General features: G+C 62.1%; 14 protein-coding genes, 1 tRNA gene, 1 pseudogene and 1 other annotated feature. Of the genes and pseudogenes, 11 read left to right on the top strand and 5 right to left on the bottom strand.

Annotated elements, in window-relative coordinates; genetic code table 11:
- Positions 1-174 precede the first annotated feature (174 nt).
- The gene (locus tag AC0IXR_RS00430) at positions 175-2259 is read left to right on the top strand and encodes a TonB-dependent siderophore receptor (protein WP_471760203.1); all 2085 of its coding nucleotides are present in this window, start codon (positions 175-177) and stop codon (positions 2257-2259) included.
- Between the two features lie 412 nt (positions 2260-2671).
- Here AC0IXR_RS00430 and AC0IXR_RS00435 read toward each other — a convergent pair whose 3' ends face one another.
- On the bottom strand, positions 2672-3400 hold the full coding sequence (locus AC0IXR_RS00435; protein WP_471759367.1) for a helix-turn-helix transcriptional regulator: 729 nt from the start codon (positions 3398-3400) through the stop codon (positions 2672-2674).
- 292 nt (positions 3401-3692) lie between these two features.
- Entirely contained in the window at positions 3693-4589 is an 897-nt protein-coding gene (locus AC0IXR_RS00440; protein WP_207410917.1) for a GGDEF domain-containing response regulator, read from the bottom strand.
- A gap of 218 nt (positions 4590-4807) precedes the next feature.
- On the opposite strand from AC0IXR_RS00440, the gene AC0IXR_RS00445 reads away from it, so the two are divergent.
- Positions 4808-4882 (top strand) — tRNA-Thr (locus AC0IXR_RS00445).
- Positions 4883-5029: 147 nt separating this feature from the next.
- A pseudogene (locus AC0IXR_RS00450) lies at positions 5030-6260 on the top strand (IS3 family transposase).
- Positions 5311-5427 (top strand) — a sequence feature (AL1L pseudoknot). (Overlaps the previous pseudogene by 117 nt.)
- Positions 6261-6506: 246 nt before the next feature.
- Here the strand turns inward: AC0IXR_RS00450 and AC0IXR_RS00455 are convergent.
- Positions 6507-6947 (bottom strand): helix-turn-helix domain-containing protein, encoded by a 441-nt coding sequence (locus tag AC0IXR_RS00455; protein WP_471760205.1) that lies wholly within the window; start codon positions 6945-6947, stop codon positions 6507-6509.
- 201 nt (positions 6948-7148) lie between these two features.
- Here AC0IXR_RS00455 and AC0IXR_RS00460 point away from each other — a divergent pair, with 201 nt between their 5' ends.
- From AC0IXR_RS00460 to AC0IXR_RS00480, 5 genes are all read left to right on the top strand, one after another.
- Positions 7149-7979 carry an outer membrane protein gene (locus AC0IXR_RS00460; protein ID WP_056428359.1) on the top strand — a complete coding sequence of 277 codons (831 nt, stop codon included), beginning with the start codon at positions 7149-7151 and terminating at the stop codon, positions 7977-7979.
- A gap of 268 nt (positions 7980-8247) precedes the next feature.
- Positions 8248-8376 carry a hypothetical protein gene (locus AC0IXR_RS00465; protein ID WP_280136556.1) on the top strand — a complete coding sequence of 43 codons (129 nt, stop codon included), beginning with the start codon at positions 8248-8250 and terminating at the stop codon, positions 8374-8376.
- An 81-nt stretch (positions 8377-8457) separates the two neighbouring features.
- On the top strand, positions 8458-9159 hold the full coding sequence (gene ctrA / locus AC0IXR_RS00470; RefSeq protein WP_056428356.1) for a response regulator transcription factor CtrA: 702 nt from the start codon (positions 8458-8460) through the stop codon (positions 9157-9159).
- Between the two features lie 1104 nt (positions 9160-10263).
- On the top strand, positions 10264-10875 hold the full coding sequence (locus tag AC0IXR_RS00475) for a cysteine hydrolase family protein (protein ID WP_056428355.1): 612 nt from the start codon (positions 10264-10266) through the stop codon (positions 10873-10875).
- Positions 10876-11015: 140 nt separating this feature from the next.
- Positions 11016-11648, top strand: coding sequence for an SGNH/GDSL hydrolase family protein (locus AC0IXR_RS00480; protein WP_082470232.1), 633 nt, complete (start codon positions 11016-11018; stop codon positions 11646-11648).
- 353 nt (positions 11649-12001) lie between these two features.
- Here AC0IXR_RS00480 and AC0IXR_RS00485 read toward each other — a convergent pair whose 3' ends face one another.
- Positions 12002-12139: a hypothetical protein gene (locus AC0IXR_RS00485; RefSeq protein WP_156467779.1), complete on the bottom strand. Its 138-nt coding sequence runs from the start codon at positions 12137-12139 to the stop codon at positions 12002-12004.
- A 152-nt stretch (positions 12140-12291) separates the two neighbouring features.
- Between AC0IXR_RS00485 and AC0IXR_RS00490 the strand changes: the two genes are divergently transcribed.
- Positions 12292-12555, top strand: coding sequence for an HWE histidine kinase domain-containing protein (locus AC0IXR_RS00490; protein WP_471759368.1), 264 nt, complete (start codon positions 12292-12294; stop codon positions 12553-12555).
- A gap of 271 nt (positions 12556-12826) precedes the next feature.
- Here AC0IXR_RS00490 and AC0IXR_RS00495 read toward each other — a convergent pair whose 3' ends face one another.
- Positions 12827-13438: a TetR/AcrR family transcriptional regulator gene (locus AC0IXR_RS00495; RefSeq protein WP_471759369.1), complete on the bottom strand. Its 612-nt coding sequence runs from the start codon at positions 13436-13438 to the stop codon at positions 12827-12829.
- A gap of 102 nt (positions 13439-13540) precedes the next feature.
- On the opposite strand from AC0IXR_RS00495, the gene AC0IXR_RS00500 reads away from it, so the two are divergent.
- Together AC0IXR_RS00500 and AC0IXR_RS00505 are read left to right on the top strand one after the other, a co-directional pair.
- Entirely contained in the window at positions 13541-14455 is a 915-nt protein-coding gene (locus tag AC0IXR_RS00500; RefSeq protein WP_471759370.1) for an SDR family oxidoreductase, read from the top strand.
- A gap of 199 nt (positions 14456-14654) precedes the next feature.
- Positions 14655-15746 (top strand): adenylate/guanylate cyclase domain-containing protein, encoded by a 1092-nt coding sequence (locus AC0IXR_RS00505; protein WP_471759371.1) that lies wholly within the window; start codon positions 14655-14657, stop codon positions 15744-15746.
- Positions 15747-15820: the final 74 nt, after the last annotated feature.

The following is a 15820-nucleotide window of genomic DNA, read 5'->3' on the forward strand; positions in this document are numbered from 1 at the left end:
CGTCACTTCTCGCGCAGGGCAAATCAAGCTTGACGTCATATGTTTCTGAATTGTAACGGACGAAAAACCATAACAGGCTAGCTTTTGTTCGTGTCCAAATCTTTCAAAAACAATAAAAAAATCTTTCCGCTGGTTACTTCGGTTGCCATTGGTTTTGTGGCGCAATCCGGATCATTGAACGGTTTCGGGCCAAGTTCCGCTTTAGCACAGCTTGCGGCAGACTCCTCTCAGGAAGTGCAGCTCGACGAATTATCAGTGGTCGGCAATGGCGGGCCGGCAAGCAAAGTGGATGGTTACCTCGCCAGAAACAGTGTCAGCGCAACGCGCACTGACACGCCCCTGCGCGAGGTGCCACAAACAGTCGTTGTCGTGCCAGACCAGATCCTCAAGGACGTCGCCGCAACCCGCGTCGATGCGGCGCTCGATCTTGCCGGAGTCGGCCGAGCGAATAACTTCGCAGGTCTCGGGCTGACGGAATTTACGATCCGCGGCTTCTCTACGGGGGAGTACTATCGAAACGGCTTCCCCATGAACCGTGGCTATCCAAACTCGCCTGATGTCGTCTCGATCGAGCGGATTGAGGTCCTGAAAGGCCCCTCGGCGTTCCTCTATGGTCGTGGCGATCCAGGCGGCACCTTCAACATCGTTACCAAACAGCCTCAGGCCGAACGCTCTCTCGCCATCGGAACACAGTTCGGAAGCTTCAATCAGAAACGCACCACCTTCGATGCTACCGGTGCGCTCGATCAGGAGGGGCGCGTGCTCGCCCGCGTCACAGGTGCAGTCGAGGACAACGGCAGCTTCCGAGACTTCGTGCATAGCGACCGTTACTATCTCGCGCCCGTAATCGCGTGGAAGCCGTCGGCCGACACCACGATTACGCTCGAGGGCGAGGTGGTGAGCACCGCGGCGACCTTCGACCGAGGTATCGTGCCTATCAACGGCAACTTGCGTGCGGTGCCGCGCAGCCGCTTCATCGGCGAGCCCGGCATCCCGCCCGTCCGCAACGACAACGCGCTCGGGCAGCTCCGCATCGAGCACCGGCTCGATTCGAACTGGGTGGTGAGCGCGGGCGCGCAGGCGCTCGGCGGCCAGCTTTACGGCAACGGCGTCGGTGCTGTGAACGTGCTGGGCGACGGCCGCACCCTGCGGCGCACCTTCGAACACCGCGATTTGAGCTGGTCGGATCTCAACCTGCAGCTCAATCTCGCGGGCAAGTTCGAGACCGGACCTTTCCGCCACACCCTGCTGATGGGCTTCGAGTACGACAGCTATCGCTACCGGGAGATCTTCGATCGCTCGAATGTGAACGTCAATCCGTTCACCCTCGACCTTCTCGCGCCTCGCTACGGGCAATCTCCGCTGCCGCCGCTCGGCTCGATTACCAACTTCCTCCAAAACACTCAAAGCTACGGAGGCTATATCCAGGACCAGATCGATATAACTCCGCGGCTTCACGCCCTCCTCGGCGTGCGCATGGAGGATCTCGGACTCGTCTCGACCGATTATCGGACTGGCCGCACCACCAGCCTGCAGGGGACGGTCGCGACCCCGCGTTTCGGCCTCGTCTACGATCTCACCGACGCAATCGCATTGTACGGCAATTATGGTCGCTCTTTCCGCCCAAACACCGGCACTGACCGCAGCGGGAACCCCTTTGCCTTCGAGCAGGGTGAGGGATACGAGGCCGGAGCGAAGCTTAGCCTGCTCGACGGAAGCCTGAGCGCTACGGCCGCCGTGTTCGACATCCGCAGGACCAATGTCCTCACCGTCGATCCAGGCGATTCGAACTTCAGTGTTGCGGCTGGCGAGGTACGCAGCCGTGGTTTCGATCTGACCGTCGCGGGCTATCTGACCCCCGGCTGGCGGGTATTCGGCACCTACACTCATGCCGATGCCGCTGTCACGCGCGACAACACATTGGCCGTCGGGACACGCATCGCGAACATCCCGGCCGATAGCGTCGCTCTACAAAGCGTGTACGAGTTTCAGAACGCCGATCTGCGCGGTCTCGGCCTTGGCGGCGGCATGACCTATGTCAGCCAGCGGGTGGCTGGGACCGCTCTTTCCACCTTCCGCCTGCCGGAATACACGATCTTCAACTTAATCTCGTATTACTGGATCACGCCTCAGGTGCGGGTCTACCTCAACGTCGACAACCTGTTCGACGCAAACTATTTTGATCGCGCTTGGCAAAACCGGTACGCCACTCCAGGCACACCCCGCACTATCATGGGCGGTGTCGCGGCCCGATTTTGACGTGAATCACCGGTGAGTAAAGATCCTCGCCGGAGGCCCGCGGTTGACTCAGGCCATGTCCGCTTCGCTCTTCGAGAAACTCGCGGTAGGACGGTCGCAAACCTACCCAACTCGGCCCTACCATCAGTTCCACCAATCTGCCTGGAAGCGGACCTTCGGCTGCGTGGAAGCTCGGCAACGATTGGAGCACCTCGGGATCGCCGTGTTTCGAGATGATGGGGGTTCCACTGCGGTTAAATAAACGACGCTGAAAGCGGGCTGCTCCCAGCGGCGGTCACCCAACGTCGAATTTTTACCGCTGGCATCGACGCGAAAGCGCCCGTTCGGCGAATCCGGTCCTGCCTGCGTCTGGCGGGATTTTCTTCGGGGGCGCGGGTACGGCCGACCCCGCGAGCCGTCCCGTCACGCTTCCTCAGTGTCGCGCCATCGCTTCGATGATGGTCGAGCGGCCGTGCAGGCCGGTCTCGCTTTTGCCTTTCTCGGACTTGCCCTTGTCGCCCTTGCTTTGGCGCGGCATCTCGCTTTCGACGACGGGGGCGAGGCCCAGTTGCCGTGCGAGGCAGACGAGGTCTTTCAGCCGGCCCGTCTGGGTCTTGCGACGAAGGTTGAGCCGATGCGTCTCCACGGTGCGGACGCTGAGGCTGAGGCGTCGTGCCACCTCCTTGTTGCTGAAACCGGCGCTGAGAAACCGCAGGATTTCCGCCTCGCGGGGGGTGAGCCCTTCCCCGGCATCCGCCGCATCGGACGTTTCGACATTGGAGGTCGGGGCGTCCGCCTTGCCCGCCTGGGCCAAGCGGACGATGGTGGCGCTGATCTCCCGCGGGGTCGCCGATTGGGCGACCACCGCATCGATACCGGCCACGAGCAGATGGCGCAGGGTGTCGGCGGGCAGGCTCTGGAAGGCCGCCAGCACGCGCAGCCTCGGATGATTCTTCAGCGCGGTGATCCGGGCGAGGTCGGCCTCGCTTGCGTTCTCTCGCAAGAAGACCAGGGCGACGACGCTCTCGATTCCCGGACCGTCGAGCGGCAGATCGGCCTCGCTCACCGTATGCAGGCTGGGCTCATGCTCCAGGAAGGCCCTCAGGACAGGCCCGAGCCCCACGGGTTCGTCGACGATCAAAACTCCAACGGCCTGGTTCATGCCGCTCCCCCCTCTGTCCCATCGCGATACATCGCGCCCGGGCTGGTCAAGAGCAGTTCAAATCCCATTCCATCGGTTTATTCGTCGCGATTCCGCGTCGCGCGATGAATACAAGGACGCATATCGCGAAAACAGCCGCGAAAATCGCCTTATCTCGGTTAACGCGGGCGAATGCATGCTGGCCGACCGACCACGCCTGTCCCTATCAGGAACAGCCCGGTCCGAAATGGGATCGGCTCATTCCATGCCTCACTGACACCGACCCATCGGTAGGGGGCAGTGAGATCCGGGATCAGCCTGCCCGGGCGAGGACGAGGTCGGAGGCGGCGGAAATCACCCGGTTGCGGCCCGTGGTCTTGGCCTCGTAGAGGGCGATGTCGGCGCGCTTGATCATGGCCTCGATCGTGTCGCCCTCGCTCCATTGGCTGACCCCGAAGCTGCAGGTCAGCCGGATCGGCGTGCGTGCCCCACGGATACGCATGCCTTCGACGAGGCGGCGCAGGCGTGACGCGAGAGCCTCGGCATCGGCCACCGGCCGGTGCGGAAGCACGATGCCGAACTCCTCGCCTCCGAGCCGCCCGACGATGCCTTCCTCCGCGATAGTCTTGCTGACGTTCTGGATCGCCGCATCGCCGACATCGTGGCCGTACTCGTCGTTGATGCGCTTGAAATGGTCGATATCCACCAGGATCGCCGACATGTCGCCGTGGTTGCCGACGCGGTCGGCAGCGTCCCGCACCCGCTGGAGGAAGGCGCGCCGATTGAGGAGACCGGTGAGCGGATCGGTCTCGGCAAGGCGAATCAGCTCGCTTTGCATGGTCGTCAGCCGTTCCGCGGCACGCATGCGGGCATGCAGTTCCTCGGCGCCGGGCGGTTTCTCGATGAAATCGTCGGCTCCGCTGTCGAGGGCCTCGGCCAGATTGCGGGAGTTACGGGCCGAAGACATGGTGATCACGTAGAGAGGACGATTGGTCTCGGCGATCAGGCGCGCTGACCAGCACAGTTCGAGCCCGCTCAAGGGGCGGACTTCCAGGCTCGTGATCAGGACTCGCACAGTCGTCGTGTAAGTCACGAAGTCGAGTGCTGCCTGAGAATCGGTAAAGACGTCGACCGTATGGCCTTGCGGTTCCAGAAGTCCGGCGACGACCTTCAGGACAACACGGCTCGTGTCGACGATGACAATGTGCATGGCGTTGGTCACTCGCCCGATTTCTAGCGCTGTGTTTCAGCATGGCAGCCACAGATTAACATGTTGCCAAGACGGCATGCCCACATGAGTCCATCCGAGGCCCCGGCAGGCGGATGCCCTGCATCGCCCCCTGCGGGAGGGGCGTCGCAAGGCAGATCACCGACGCTCCGTCATCCCCGGTTGAATGCCGCGCCTCCGACTGGTAGCTAACGCGTCGGGCCGGCGTAGCACAGCGGTAGTGCAGCGGTTTTGTAAACCGAAGGTCGGGAGTTCAATCCTCTCCGCCGGCACCACGCTTTCGTGTGTAAGCGCAATAGGTTACGCTGTCTGGCGGACTTAGGCTGGCCGGGTCTCACACGGCGGCCTCCCAGATGGCGCGTCCCCGGAAGGTGAACCGCCCCGGGTTTCCCGGAGGCTCCAACTCCTGAGAGGATGGAGCCATGACGAAGCGAACCCCACCGTATTCTCCTGAGGTCCGTGCCCGCGCGGTGCGGATGGTGCTGGACCATCAAGGCGAGCATGCCTCGCAATGGGCGGCGATCAGCTCGATTGCGGCCAAGATCGGCTGTTCGGGCGAGACGCTCCGGAACTGGATCCGTCAGTCCGAGCGGGACACGGGACAACGGGGCGGCCCGAGCACGGAGGAGCGCGAGCGGATCAAGGCGCTGGAGCGGGAGAACCGCGAGTTGCGTCAGGCCAACGAGATCCTCCGGAAGGCCAGCGCATATTTTGCGATGGCGGAGCTCGACCGCCCTTTCAAACGATGAAGGCGTTCATCGACGAGCACCGCGATGCCTACGGGGTCGAGCCGATCTGCAAGGTCCTGCCGATCGCCCCGTCGACGTACCATGCCCATGCCGCGCGGCGAGCCGATCCCGGTAAGCTACCGGCACGAGCCAGGAGCGACGCGGCGCTGATGGTCGAGATCCAGCGCGTGTTCGAGGCGAACTTCCACGTCTACGGGGTGCGCAAGGTCTGGCGGCAGCTCGGCCGGGAAGGGATCGTGGTGGCTCGGTGCACCGTGGCGAGGCTGATGCGGGCGATGGGACTGAAGGGTGTCGTGCGGGGTAAGACAGTCCGGACGACGATCCCCGATCCGGCAGCTTTGTGCCCGCTCGACCGGGTCAATCGACAGTTCAAGGCACCGCGCCCCAACGCCCTGTGGGTCAGCGACTTCACCTACGTCGCGACTTGGTCTTGCTTCGTCTACGTGGCTTTCGTGATCGACGTCTTCGCCCGCCGCATCGTCGGCTGGCGGGTCTCTCGGACGGCTCACGCTGCCTTCGTGCTCGATGCCCTGGAGCAGGCCCTGCACGAGCGTCGCCCCCTCCAGGGCGGCGGGCTCGTGCACACCATAGCGACAGGGGCTCGCAATACCTCGCTCTGCGCTACACCGAGCGGCTCGCCCAGGCCGGGGTCGAGCCCTCCGTCGGCAGCGTCGGAGACTCCTACGACAATGCCCTCGCCGAGACGATCAACGGCCTATTCAAAGCCGAAGTCATCCATCGGTGCGGCCCATGGCGGAGCTTCGAGGCCGTCGAGTTCGCTACCCTCGAATGGGTCGACTGGTTCAATCACCGCCGGCTGCTCGAACCCATCGGGAATATCCCTCCCGCCGAAGCCGAAGCGCGCTACTATGCCCAGGCCGAGGTCCAAGCCTTGGCGGCCTGACCCAAACCAAATGGCCTCCGTGAAACCCGGTGCGGTTCATGTTCTGTAGGGGCGGACGAGGAGGTCAACCGTGTCTTTTCCTCAGCGATCGCCTTCAGCCGTTAGCCAGGAAGGGCGTCACGCCCGTGATCGTGGCGACCCAAGCAGCGCCAATCCTTACCCCTTGGACACTGAGGAGCATGCCACCTGGAAACGGGGTTGGGAAATGCCCGACAGGGAGATTGGGCTGGAGAAGGCCAAGGGCGATCAGGAGTGAGAGTTTGGCCTGTCACCTGTCAAAACAATCTGGTTAGGTTCTTCCACGCCTTGGGTTTGCCTCGCCCTCAAGCCCACCGCTGAACGAACGAGCTGCAGCACGTCGCAGCGCAGTTGATCGTTCTCGATGGTGGCATAGGCACGAAGCAGATCGACAGCGCCGGCCTCGCGGAAGAAGCCGAAGGCATCGTTGTGCTCCTCGGCTTCATGATCGCCGAACAGGGTAGACATCGGCACTTCGAGGAACTGAGCGATCTGCTGCAGCCGGCCGTTGCTGACGCGGTTCGCCCCTTTTTCGTATTTCTGGATCTGCTGAAACGTGACGCCGACGTGCTGGCCTAGCTCAGTCTGCGACAATCCCTTCGCCTTTCGCAGCGTTGCGATGCGTAGGCCGACGGTACAATCAACGTCTGTCGTGGATTTTACAGTCACAGTGGCCACCCACTATATTAAGTAATGATTAAGTATGATGGCATTCCATATGAGGGCCACTGCGTATTTGTCTTTGCAACATAGGGAATCGGCACTCGGTTGATACGCTGTAAATTCCCAGTGTTGCAAGATCGCACTATCGCTGCTGACGCTTTCGAGGCTCTGTGTCGTTCAAATTCATCGCACGGGCCAATGACTTCCATGTTCAAGAAGCTTCTCCTCACCACTGCGGCCACCGCTCTCCTGGCTGGCGCCGCTTCGGCCGCCGACCTTCCGCGTCGCGCCGCTCCCCCGGTCTTCGTGCCGGTGCCGGTGTTCACCTGGACGGGTGCCTACTTCGGTATCAACGCCGGTTACGGCTTCGACGCCGGCAGCAACAGCGACCGCTACGCCCTGCCGGGTGGTTCGGTGCTGAACTCCTTCACCCGCACCCCGGTGGTCGTCTCCACCAACGGCGGCAACGATCTCGAAGGCTTCGTCGGCGGTGGTCAGGTTGGCTACAACTACCAGTTCACCCCGGGTTCGGGCGTGGTCGTCGGTGTTGAGGCGGACGCCCAGTACACCGACTTCGGCAACAAGAGCCGCACCGTGACCGGCACCATCAGCCCTGTCGCCGGCGCTCTCAACAGCCCCGTCGGTGTCCGCGTCCCGGGCAACGAGATGAACTTCTTCGGCACCGTCCGCGGTCGCCTCGGCTACGCGTTCGATCGCGTCCTGTTCTACGGCACCGGCGGCTTTGCCTATGGCGACGGTGGCACGGGTGGCGACGACTTCCGCACCGGCTACACCGCTGGTGGTGGTTTCGAGTACGCGATGCCTACCGACTCGTTCTTCAACTTCTTCAAGTCGTCCGCAGTGACGCTGAAGGTCGAAGGCCTGTACGTGAACCTCGAGAACGAAGGCCGGGCCGGCAATCGCTCGGTGTTCAACCCAGCCACCAACGTTCTTACGCTCAGCCGTTCGGTCACCGCTCGTGAGAGCGAGTTCGCCGTCGTCCGCGCTGGCCTGAACTACAAGTTCGGATCTTACTAAGGCGCTTCGCCTTATATCCTCTGACTGAGCATCCCCAGCCCGATCCAGCCGGCCGCTCGGCCAACAGACGCCCTAGGAGCTTCTCCTGGGGCGTTTTTCGTATGGGCATCAATCCTGGTCATGCCGATGAGTGGATGTGGCTGGCCAGTAGGGCCGATGCGCGCATCGCGATGGCTTGGGTTGGCTCGCACACACTCTCGCCGAACTTCAGGAGGATCGTGGCGGTGGTGCAGGGCGTATGCCGCTGCACGCCGGAGTGAGCAAGCCTATGATCAAAATCCTGACGGCGATCCTGTCGGTCATCGTGGTCCTGGCGCTGGGCGCCTGCCTCACGGTTGTGACGCTTCCGTTCCGAGCCGTCCGTGGCCTGGTGCGCAGCCGAGCCGTGCCTGCATAGAGAAGCGAGTCTTTCTCCCGCACCTTAACGGTTTGTTGCCAACGTCCGGTTAGGAAGTCTCAATCTTTTGAGGATCTTCCCATGCGCGTGCTGCTGATTGAGGACGACGCTTCGATCGCCGCGAGCATCGAACTGATGCTCAAGTCGGAGAGCTTCAACACCTACACGACGGATCTCGGCGAGGAAGGTATCGACCTCGGCAAGCTCTACGACTACGACATCATCCTGCTCGACCTCACCCTTCCCGACATGTCGGGCTACGAGGTGCTCCGCAATCTGCGCGTGGCGAAGGTCAAGACACCGATCCTGATCCTCTCCGGCATGGCCAGCATCGAGGACAAGGTGAAGGGCCTTGGCTTCGGAGCCGACGATTACCTCACAAAGCCGTTCCATAAGGACGAGCTGGTCGCCCGCATCCACGCGATCGTCCGCCGCTCGAAGGGCCATGCCCAATCGGTCATTACCACCGGTGACCTGACGGTGAACCTCGACGAGAAGATGGTGGCCATTGCGGGCAACCGGGTGAACCTCACCGGCAAGGAGTACCAGATCCTTGAACTCCTCGCGCTGCGGAAGGGCACGACCCTTACGAAAGAGATGTTCCTCAACCACCTCTATGGCGGCATGGACGAGCCCGAGCTCAAGATCATCGACGTCTTCATCTGCAAGCTGCGCAAGAAGCTGGCCAACGCCTCCTCCGGCAAGAACTACATCGAGACCGTCTGGGGACGTGGCTACGTGCTCCACGATGGCGTAGCCGAGATGCAGGCTTTGGCCGGTTAGGGTCTCTCATCCGCGTTTTGTGAGCAGGCTTCAAAACCGCTGCGCGTCAAACGGCTGCGTCTGGCCGCCGATGGGGCCGAGCAGGTCCGGGAACTGTGCCGACTCCGGTTGAGCCTGCGCGGCCGATGTTTCGCCCATGGTTGCAGATCCACCGCCCATGATCGCCCGTAGGAAACTCGCAGCACTGCACGAGTGAGTTGCCCGAGCTTCCGTTGGCATCGGCCTCGGTGTCACCGGCCCGGTCGAAGCTGGCGCACTCGATACACCGAATGTTTGCTGTGAAAGTCTACGGGGCCGTTCGGCAGTTCGTCTTCATCGACGGAAACGTCCGCGCCATCGAAGAAAAGATCTGCAGGAGCGCTTTGCCGGCCACGAGGAGAAGACCCGCTCGCTGGGCGGAAGGAGCGGAGTGGTGGCTCGCAAACATGCTTGATCCACGATCGAACTCCTCATGGAGGCGCTTGCCCGCCTCGGGGCTGCGTTACCGACGCGCGGGTGGCGGCGCGCTTCGCACGATGAGGCCCAACCGCGCCTTCGCCAAGAACGGGGCTTGGAGTAATTTAGCAGGCGATCCTGCCACCTGGGGCTTGAACTAGTCGGTAGCAGCATTGCTCTTCGACGCAACCTACGATCGGCGGGGCGGCATTGACGCCGAGATGATCAGGGCGCCGATGCGGGACAATGCCGACGGATCGAACGGGTGCCGGAGTTGAGGCCGATCCGCTCACCTACCCTGGATATGGGGCAATTAGCATCCAGCTCTAAGCCCGCGGCCGAGAGCCTTAACCTATGCGTGCAAGAGAGAACCGAGTTGCTGCCTGGCGCAACGCATTGGCTGCACCATGAGAAGGGTAGGACGCTGACAATGCGCCTATGACCTTTCTCAGCCAGTGGACGCCCTTCGTGTACCCCTCAGCGAGGCCCGCTGACCGAAAACAACCTGAACTGCTACCGCGTGTTGCGAGGAGATCTTTATTCACTTGCTAGTACATGCGTCCGTGCTGCTGTGCGACAGTAGCTTGACCGATGCTTGCTGCGGAACTCTCCTCCAGCCCTTCCCGTTTGCATAGCCCACAGAGAGAAACAACTTCTGACGGGCGCAATATGGTAGGAACCGACGAGCTTCGTTTCGGACCACTCGGCCGTAGCTGCGCGCATCTGTGTGTCGACATGCAGCGTATGTTCGCTGAGCAAACCGATTGGTGCACGCCCTGGATGCCTCGCGTTCTGCCGAAGGTGGTGCAGATCGTCGAGGCTCATCCCAAAGAGACCCTGTTCACTCGTTTCGTGCCAGCTCAAATGCCGGGCAATGGGGAAGGAACGTGGAAGCGCTACTACGAGCGCTGGACTTCTATGACGATTGCGCACCTCGGAGTAGACAGGGTCAACCTTGTCCCAGAGCTTAGCCGTTTCGTGCCGCCTGCCGAGATGATCGACAAGCACGTCTACTCGCCATGGTTGGGCACAGACCTGCACGAACGTTTGCGCGGGCGGGGCATCGACACGCTCGTGGTTACAGGTGGTGAGACGGACGTGTGCGTGCTTAGTGCCGTGTTAGGCGCTGTCGATCGCGGCTACCGCATTGTCGTCGTCACAGACGGGCTCTGCAGCTCTTCGGACGAGGCGCATGATGCGATGCTCACCCTCTACCATGGCCGATATGGCCAGCAGGTCGAGACCGTCACGACTGATACCCTGCTTCGGGGGTGGGTGTAAGGAAGCGGGCTCGTGATAGCTCGGAAACCATGCGATGCGTTCTCTGGTCTTGCTTATCGGCCATAGCAAGACTTGGCCGCAATGGCCCTGATACTTCCTCTGCCCTCACATACTAGATGTGCATATCAGGTGAGACATCCATGCTGCACGTTGTACTGCTCGGCGACTCTGTTTTTGATAACTCTGCTTACGTGGGCGGAGCGCCAGATGTGGTAGAGCAACTGCGAACAGTTCTGCCTGAGGGCTCACAGTCCACATTGCTGGCCGTCGATGGTCACGTGATCACGGACGTGCCGCGCCAGCTGAGCCGGCTTCCAGACAGCGCGACCCACCTCGTGGTGAGTGTGGGCGGTAACGACGCGCTGAGAGCCTCCGGTGTGATCGAGCATCCCACCCGATCAGTAGCTGAGGCTCTCTACCTGTTGGCTGAGGTAAGAGAACGCTTTCAGACCGCGTATAGCGCCATGCTGGACACGGTCCTGGCGGCGGCACGCCCCACGGCACTCTGCACGATCTACGACCCACGCTATCCAGACCCTCAACGACGACGGCTGATCACGACAGCCCTCACGCTGCTGAATGACGTAATCACGCGCGAGGCCTTCACGCGTGATCTCTCGCTGGTCGACCTGCGCGTTCTGTGCAACGAGGACGCTGACTTTGCCAACCCCATCGAGCCGTCGGTCAAAGGCGGGCAGAAGATTGCCAAGGCTATCGCGGCCTTTCTTCATGCGCGACCTGAGATGCAAGGTGCCAGGGCCTTCGCCAGATAGCGGCGGATGCACAAAGCCCCTATTGCTAGCTTCGCCCGACCCCATGGACCCGTGATGCCGCACCATCCGATCAAAATCCTACTACCCCTCTCCGATAACCAAGGCCACGGCTTTTCCGGTTCCGATTACACGTGCGTGCGATCGGAACTTACCAAGCAGTTCGGTGGGCCGACGGCGTTTACGCGTAGTCCGGCTGAGGGTCTTTGGGCTCATGTGCGGCCGGGCGAATTCACGCCAAAAGCAGGCAATCTAAACCACCTAACCGGATGGAGACTACCTATGTGCATGCGCGAGTGATCAATTTGAATTTGGCTAAAGATGACATGAGGCGTCACCTAATTTGGGTGTCCTCCTCACTGCGGCGGCAACGGCGATGGGATAGAGATAAAGTAAATCGCGTATGCCACCAGCGCTGCGAACAAGATACCTGCCGCAATCAGGCCGAAGCGGTTACTTTTGACCGGTGACGGTTTTTTATCGATGGGAGCCATTGAACCTCCTGTTTCGCTAAAAGAACCCCGTTTTTGAAGTTTGGTTCAGTATCTCTTGAACATACTAGGTGATTCACGGATGCTCGTGTTCGGAACGGGCGGCCTCGAACTGGGCTGTGTGGACGGATTAATATCCTTGGGCTGTCGCTCTGATGGGCGACACGGCAGACAGCGTCGAGGATTACCGTAACCGCCTGGAGGGCCGCTTTCGTGCACTCGCCCGGACGCAGGCGCTGCTCACCCGAACAGCCAATGCCGGCGTGGGTCTGGCCACCCTGGTCCGAGAAGAGATCGGGGGCCAGGCGGAGCACGACGACCAGTACCGTCTCTCCGGACCGGAACTCCTACTGGCTCCAAAGGCCGCGGAAGTCCTCACGCTGGCCGTCCATGAACTGGCGACCAATGCCATGAAGTAGGGGCTCTGGCTGAGCCGCATGGCCGGGTCATCATCGCCTGGACGGGATTATTGTGAGGCACTCTCTCGTTAGCTCGCCTAGCGAACGTATGCTTCCGGCGACCATTGGAAGTTGCGTCTTCGACTAGGTTGGGTCGGGACCCGTCCGTCCGCTCCAAGACCGGGCTGGGTGGATTTGCGACTGTCAGCTTCCACGAAGCGGAGGTCACGTAGAGGGCGTACCGGAGCTGTCGGATCTCGGCAGCCCGAATCTTCGGCACGTTGGTGCGAAGCTATCGCAGGGGTTGGCAGAACTCAGCTGCGAGCCCATCAAACGCGGCGTGCAGGAAGGAGTCCAGCGGCTGATCTCCGCCCACCTGGATCCAGTCCTCAATGGCCAGGCGCATGGCGCCGAGCGAGGCCATCGCGAGGAGGCGTAAGGGCGTGCTGCGATCGGGACTCGGCCACCGCTCGATAAGCGTCGCATACAGGGCCTGCTCATGCAGGCCGTAGGTTGCCTGCTTACGCACCCTGAGGGTTTCGCTGGACCGCAGGACGCGGTCGATGCTGATGAACTCCTGGGTCCGGAAGCCTGCGGATAGCGTCAGCATCGCATCGCGGACCGCATCCACCGGCACCTTGTCGGAAGGCTGGGCCAGGATCGCCTTGTGCAGGGATGCGCTGAACCCCCGCATCTGCCAATCCAGCAGGATCTCCTCCTTCGACTTAAAGTAGTAGAAGAAAGTCCGACGCGAGATGCCGGCCGCCTCGGCGATGGCATCCAGCGTCGTCGCCTCGTAGCCGTTCCGGCTGAACAGCTTAAGGCCTGTCTCCGCGATCCTCTCCAGCGTCTCCTGACGCTTACGCGCGCGCAGGCCACTCGGCTTTGATGACACGATTTCCATACCAGCGTTTTCGCATGCGATTTCGCACATACAAAACTGCACTCAGTGCGAATATATCTTTGCACCGAGTGCGATTTAGCGTGTGGGGCGGGAAAGACCTGGATGTCTGGCTGGACGTTGAAAGACCTTCCTTCCCAGTCGGGACGGGTTGCCATCGTGACGGGGACAGGTGGCCTCGGCTTCGAGAATGCGCTCGCACTCACGCGGGGCGGGAGCGAGGTTATCATCGCTGGGCGCAATTCGGACAAGGGCGGACAAGCCATCAAGTTGATACGGCAGAAGTCGCCTGACGCCAGGGTTCGCTTCGAAATCCTCGACCTGGCAAGCCTCGCTTCGATTGCTGCCTTCGCTCAGCGCATGGCGGGCGATCTCAACGGCGTCGACTTACTGATCAACAATGCCGCAGTGATGAATTCGCCGGTGCGCAAGGTCTCTGGCGACGGCTTCGAGTTGCAGTTCGCCACGAACTACCTCGGACACTTCGCGCTCACCGCCCATCTGCTGCCGTTGCTGCGCCGGGGGCGCACACCCCGCGTGGTCACGTTGTCCAGCGTGGCGGCCCATAGCGGCCGCATCGACTTCGACGACCTGCAGACGGAGCGCACCTATCGCCCGATGGCGGCCTACGCTCAGTCCAAGCTCGCCTGCCTGATGTTCGCGCTCGAACTTCAGCGCCGCAGCGAAGCGAACGGCTGGGGGGTCACCAGCCTTGCGGCGCATCCCGGGATCTCGCGGACAGACCTGTTGCCGAACGGCTCAGGTCGCTGGAGCTTCGCCGGCATCATGCGAACCTACATGTGGTTCCTGTTCCAGCCGGCAGCGCAGGGGGCATTGCCGACCCTGTATGCCGCGTCCTCGCCATTTGCTTTGAGCGGGGGGTACTACGGTCCGACGCGACTGGGTGAGACCCGCGGCGCGCCGGGGCCCGCCGCCATTCCGGTCCAAGCTCGGGACGAGGCCGTTGCGGCTCGGTTATGGGCCGAATCCGAACGTCTGTCCGGCGCGGTGTTCCAGTAGATCCCGGTCGTCGGACGGACCTTCCCGATCATACGTAGCGAAGCGAAGGAGCCGCCGGATGCCTGGGCGTCCCACTGCCCGGCCAAACGGTGACCCTCCGTCGGGCACAGTAAGTCGCCTCGACCGGCCTAATTCCCAAGATCCCATGCCCGTGGCCTTCCTCGGCCATTCCAGAGCAGCTCCCACTTGGATGGAAACGATGTCGAACGGCTCGCTCACGTTCTGGATCGTCATCGCCGCCGCCAGTGCCGCGTTCGGTGCCCTGTACGGCATCCTGTTCCACGAGGGGCCGGCCGTACTCGGCGTTACGTATGGGACGTGCATCGGCGTCCTCGCCATCGCCTACGAGCGCGGTGCCCTGTTCCCGCGTTACACGACCTGCCTCCGGCGCCTGCCCTCTCTGGCCTACTTCGCCGCGGCGGAGATGAGCTTGCTCCTCGTGATCATCATAGGAATGGGCGTGATGGGCATCGTGGTCCGAGCCCTAGGCCTGACGGACAAGAGCTTGGCGGAGGTCGTGATACCTCGGCCCCAGGCTGTCATCTACGCGATGGCTGTGTCGGCGCTCCTGATCGGCGTGTTGCGCATGCGCGACCTCATCGGCCGCAGCACATTCACCAACCTGATCCTCGGTCGCTATCATCGCCCGCGCAGCGAGGAGCGCATCTTCCTGTTCCTCGATCTCGTCGGCTCGACCGCCTATGCGGAGAAGCACGGGGACTTCGCGGCGCAGGAACTGCTGAAGGACGTGTTCGAGACGATTGCCGAACCGGTTCGCCGACATCGCGGTCAGATCGACGACTACATTGGCGATCAGGTGATCATCTCCTGGCCACTGATGCGCGGCATCGAGCGGGCCAGGTGCATCGAATGCATCTTCGCGATCCAACGAATGCTCCGCGATGACCGCTACCGATGGACTAGGAGATTCGGACTCGTCCCGGAACTCCGCGCGGCGCTCCATGGCGGCAGTGTCGTCACGGCCGAGATAGGGATCGACCGGCACAAGATCGCCTACTTCGGCGACGTCATGAACGCAACCGCCCGACTGGAAGGTCTGTGCCGGGAGACAAGCCGGTCCGTGCTCGTCTCGGAAGCCGTGCTCTGCAGGATTCCCGTGCTTCCAGACGGCATCGAGGCGGAGGCCTTGGGGCAGCATGTTCTGAGGGGGCGTAGCGGGGAGATGGTCGTCCACGCGCTTACCGAACGGCGGAAATTCTCGGTCGTTGGCGAGGTCGTCGGTCAACCCCATCATGGGCGCGGGGTTGCGGCGTCCCATCGCTTGTCTTGAACGGGTGTACCGTAAGCGCCGCTGGATGACGGCTAGAGCGCTCTCCGCCGAAGTGGATGCCGGTTCGGCGAAAA

This window comes from Methylobacterium sp. AC832 (genome assembly GCF_979256025.1).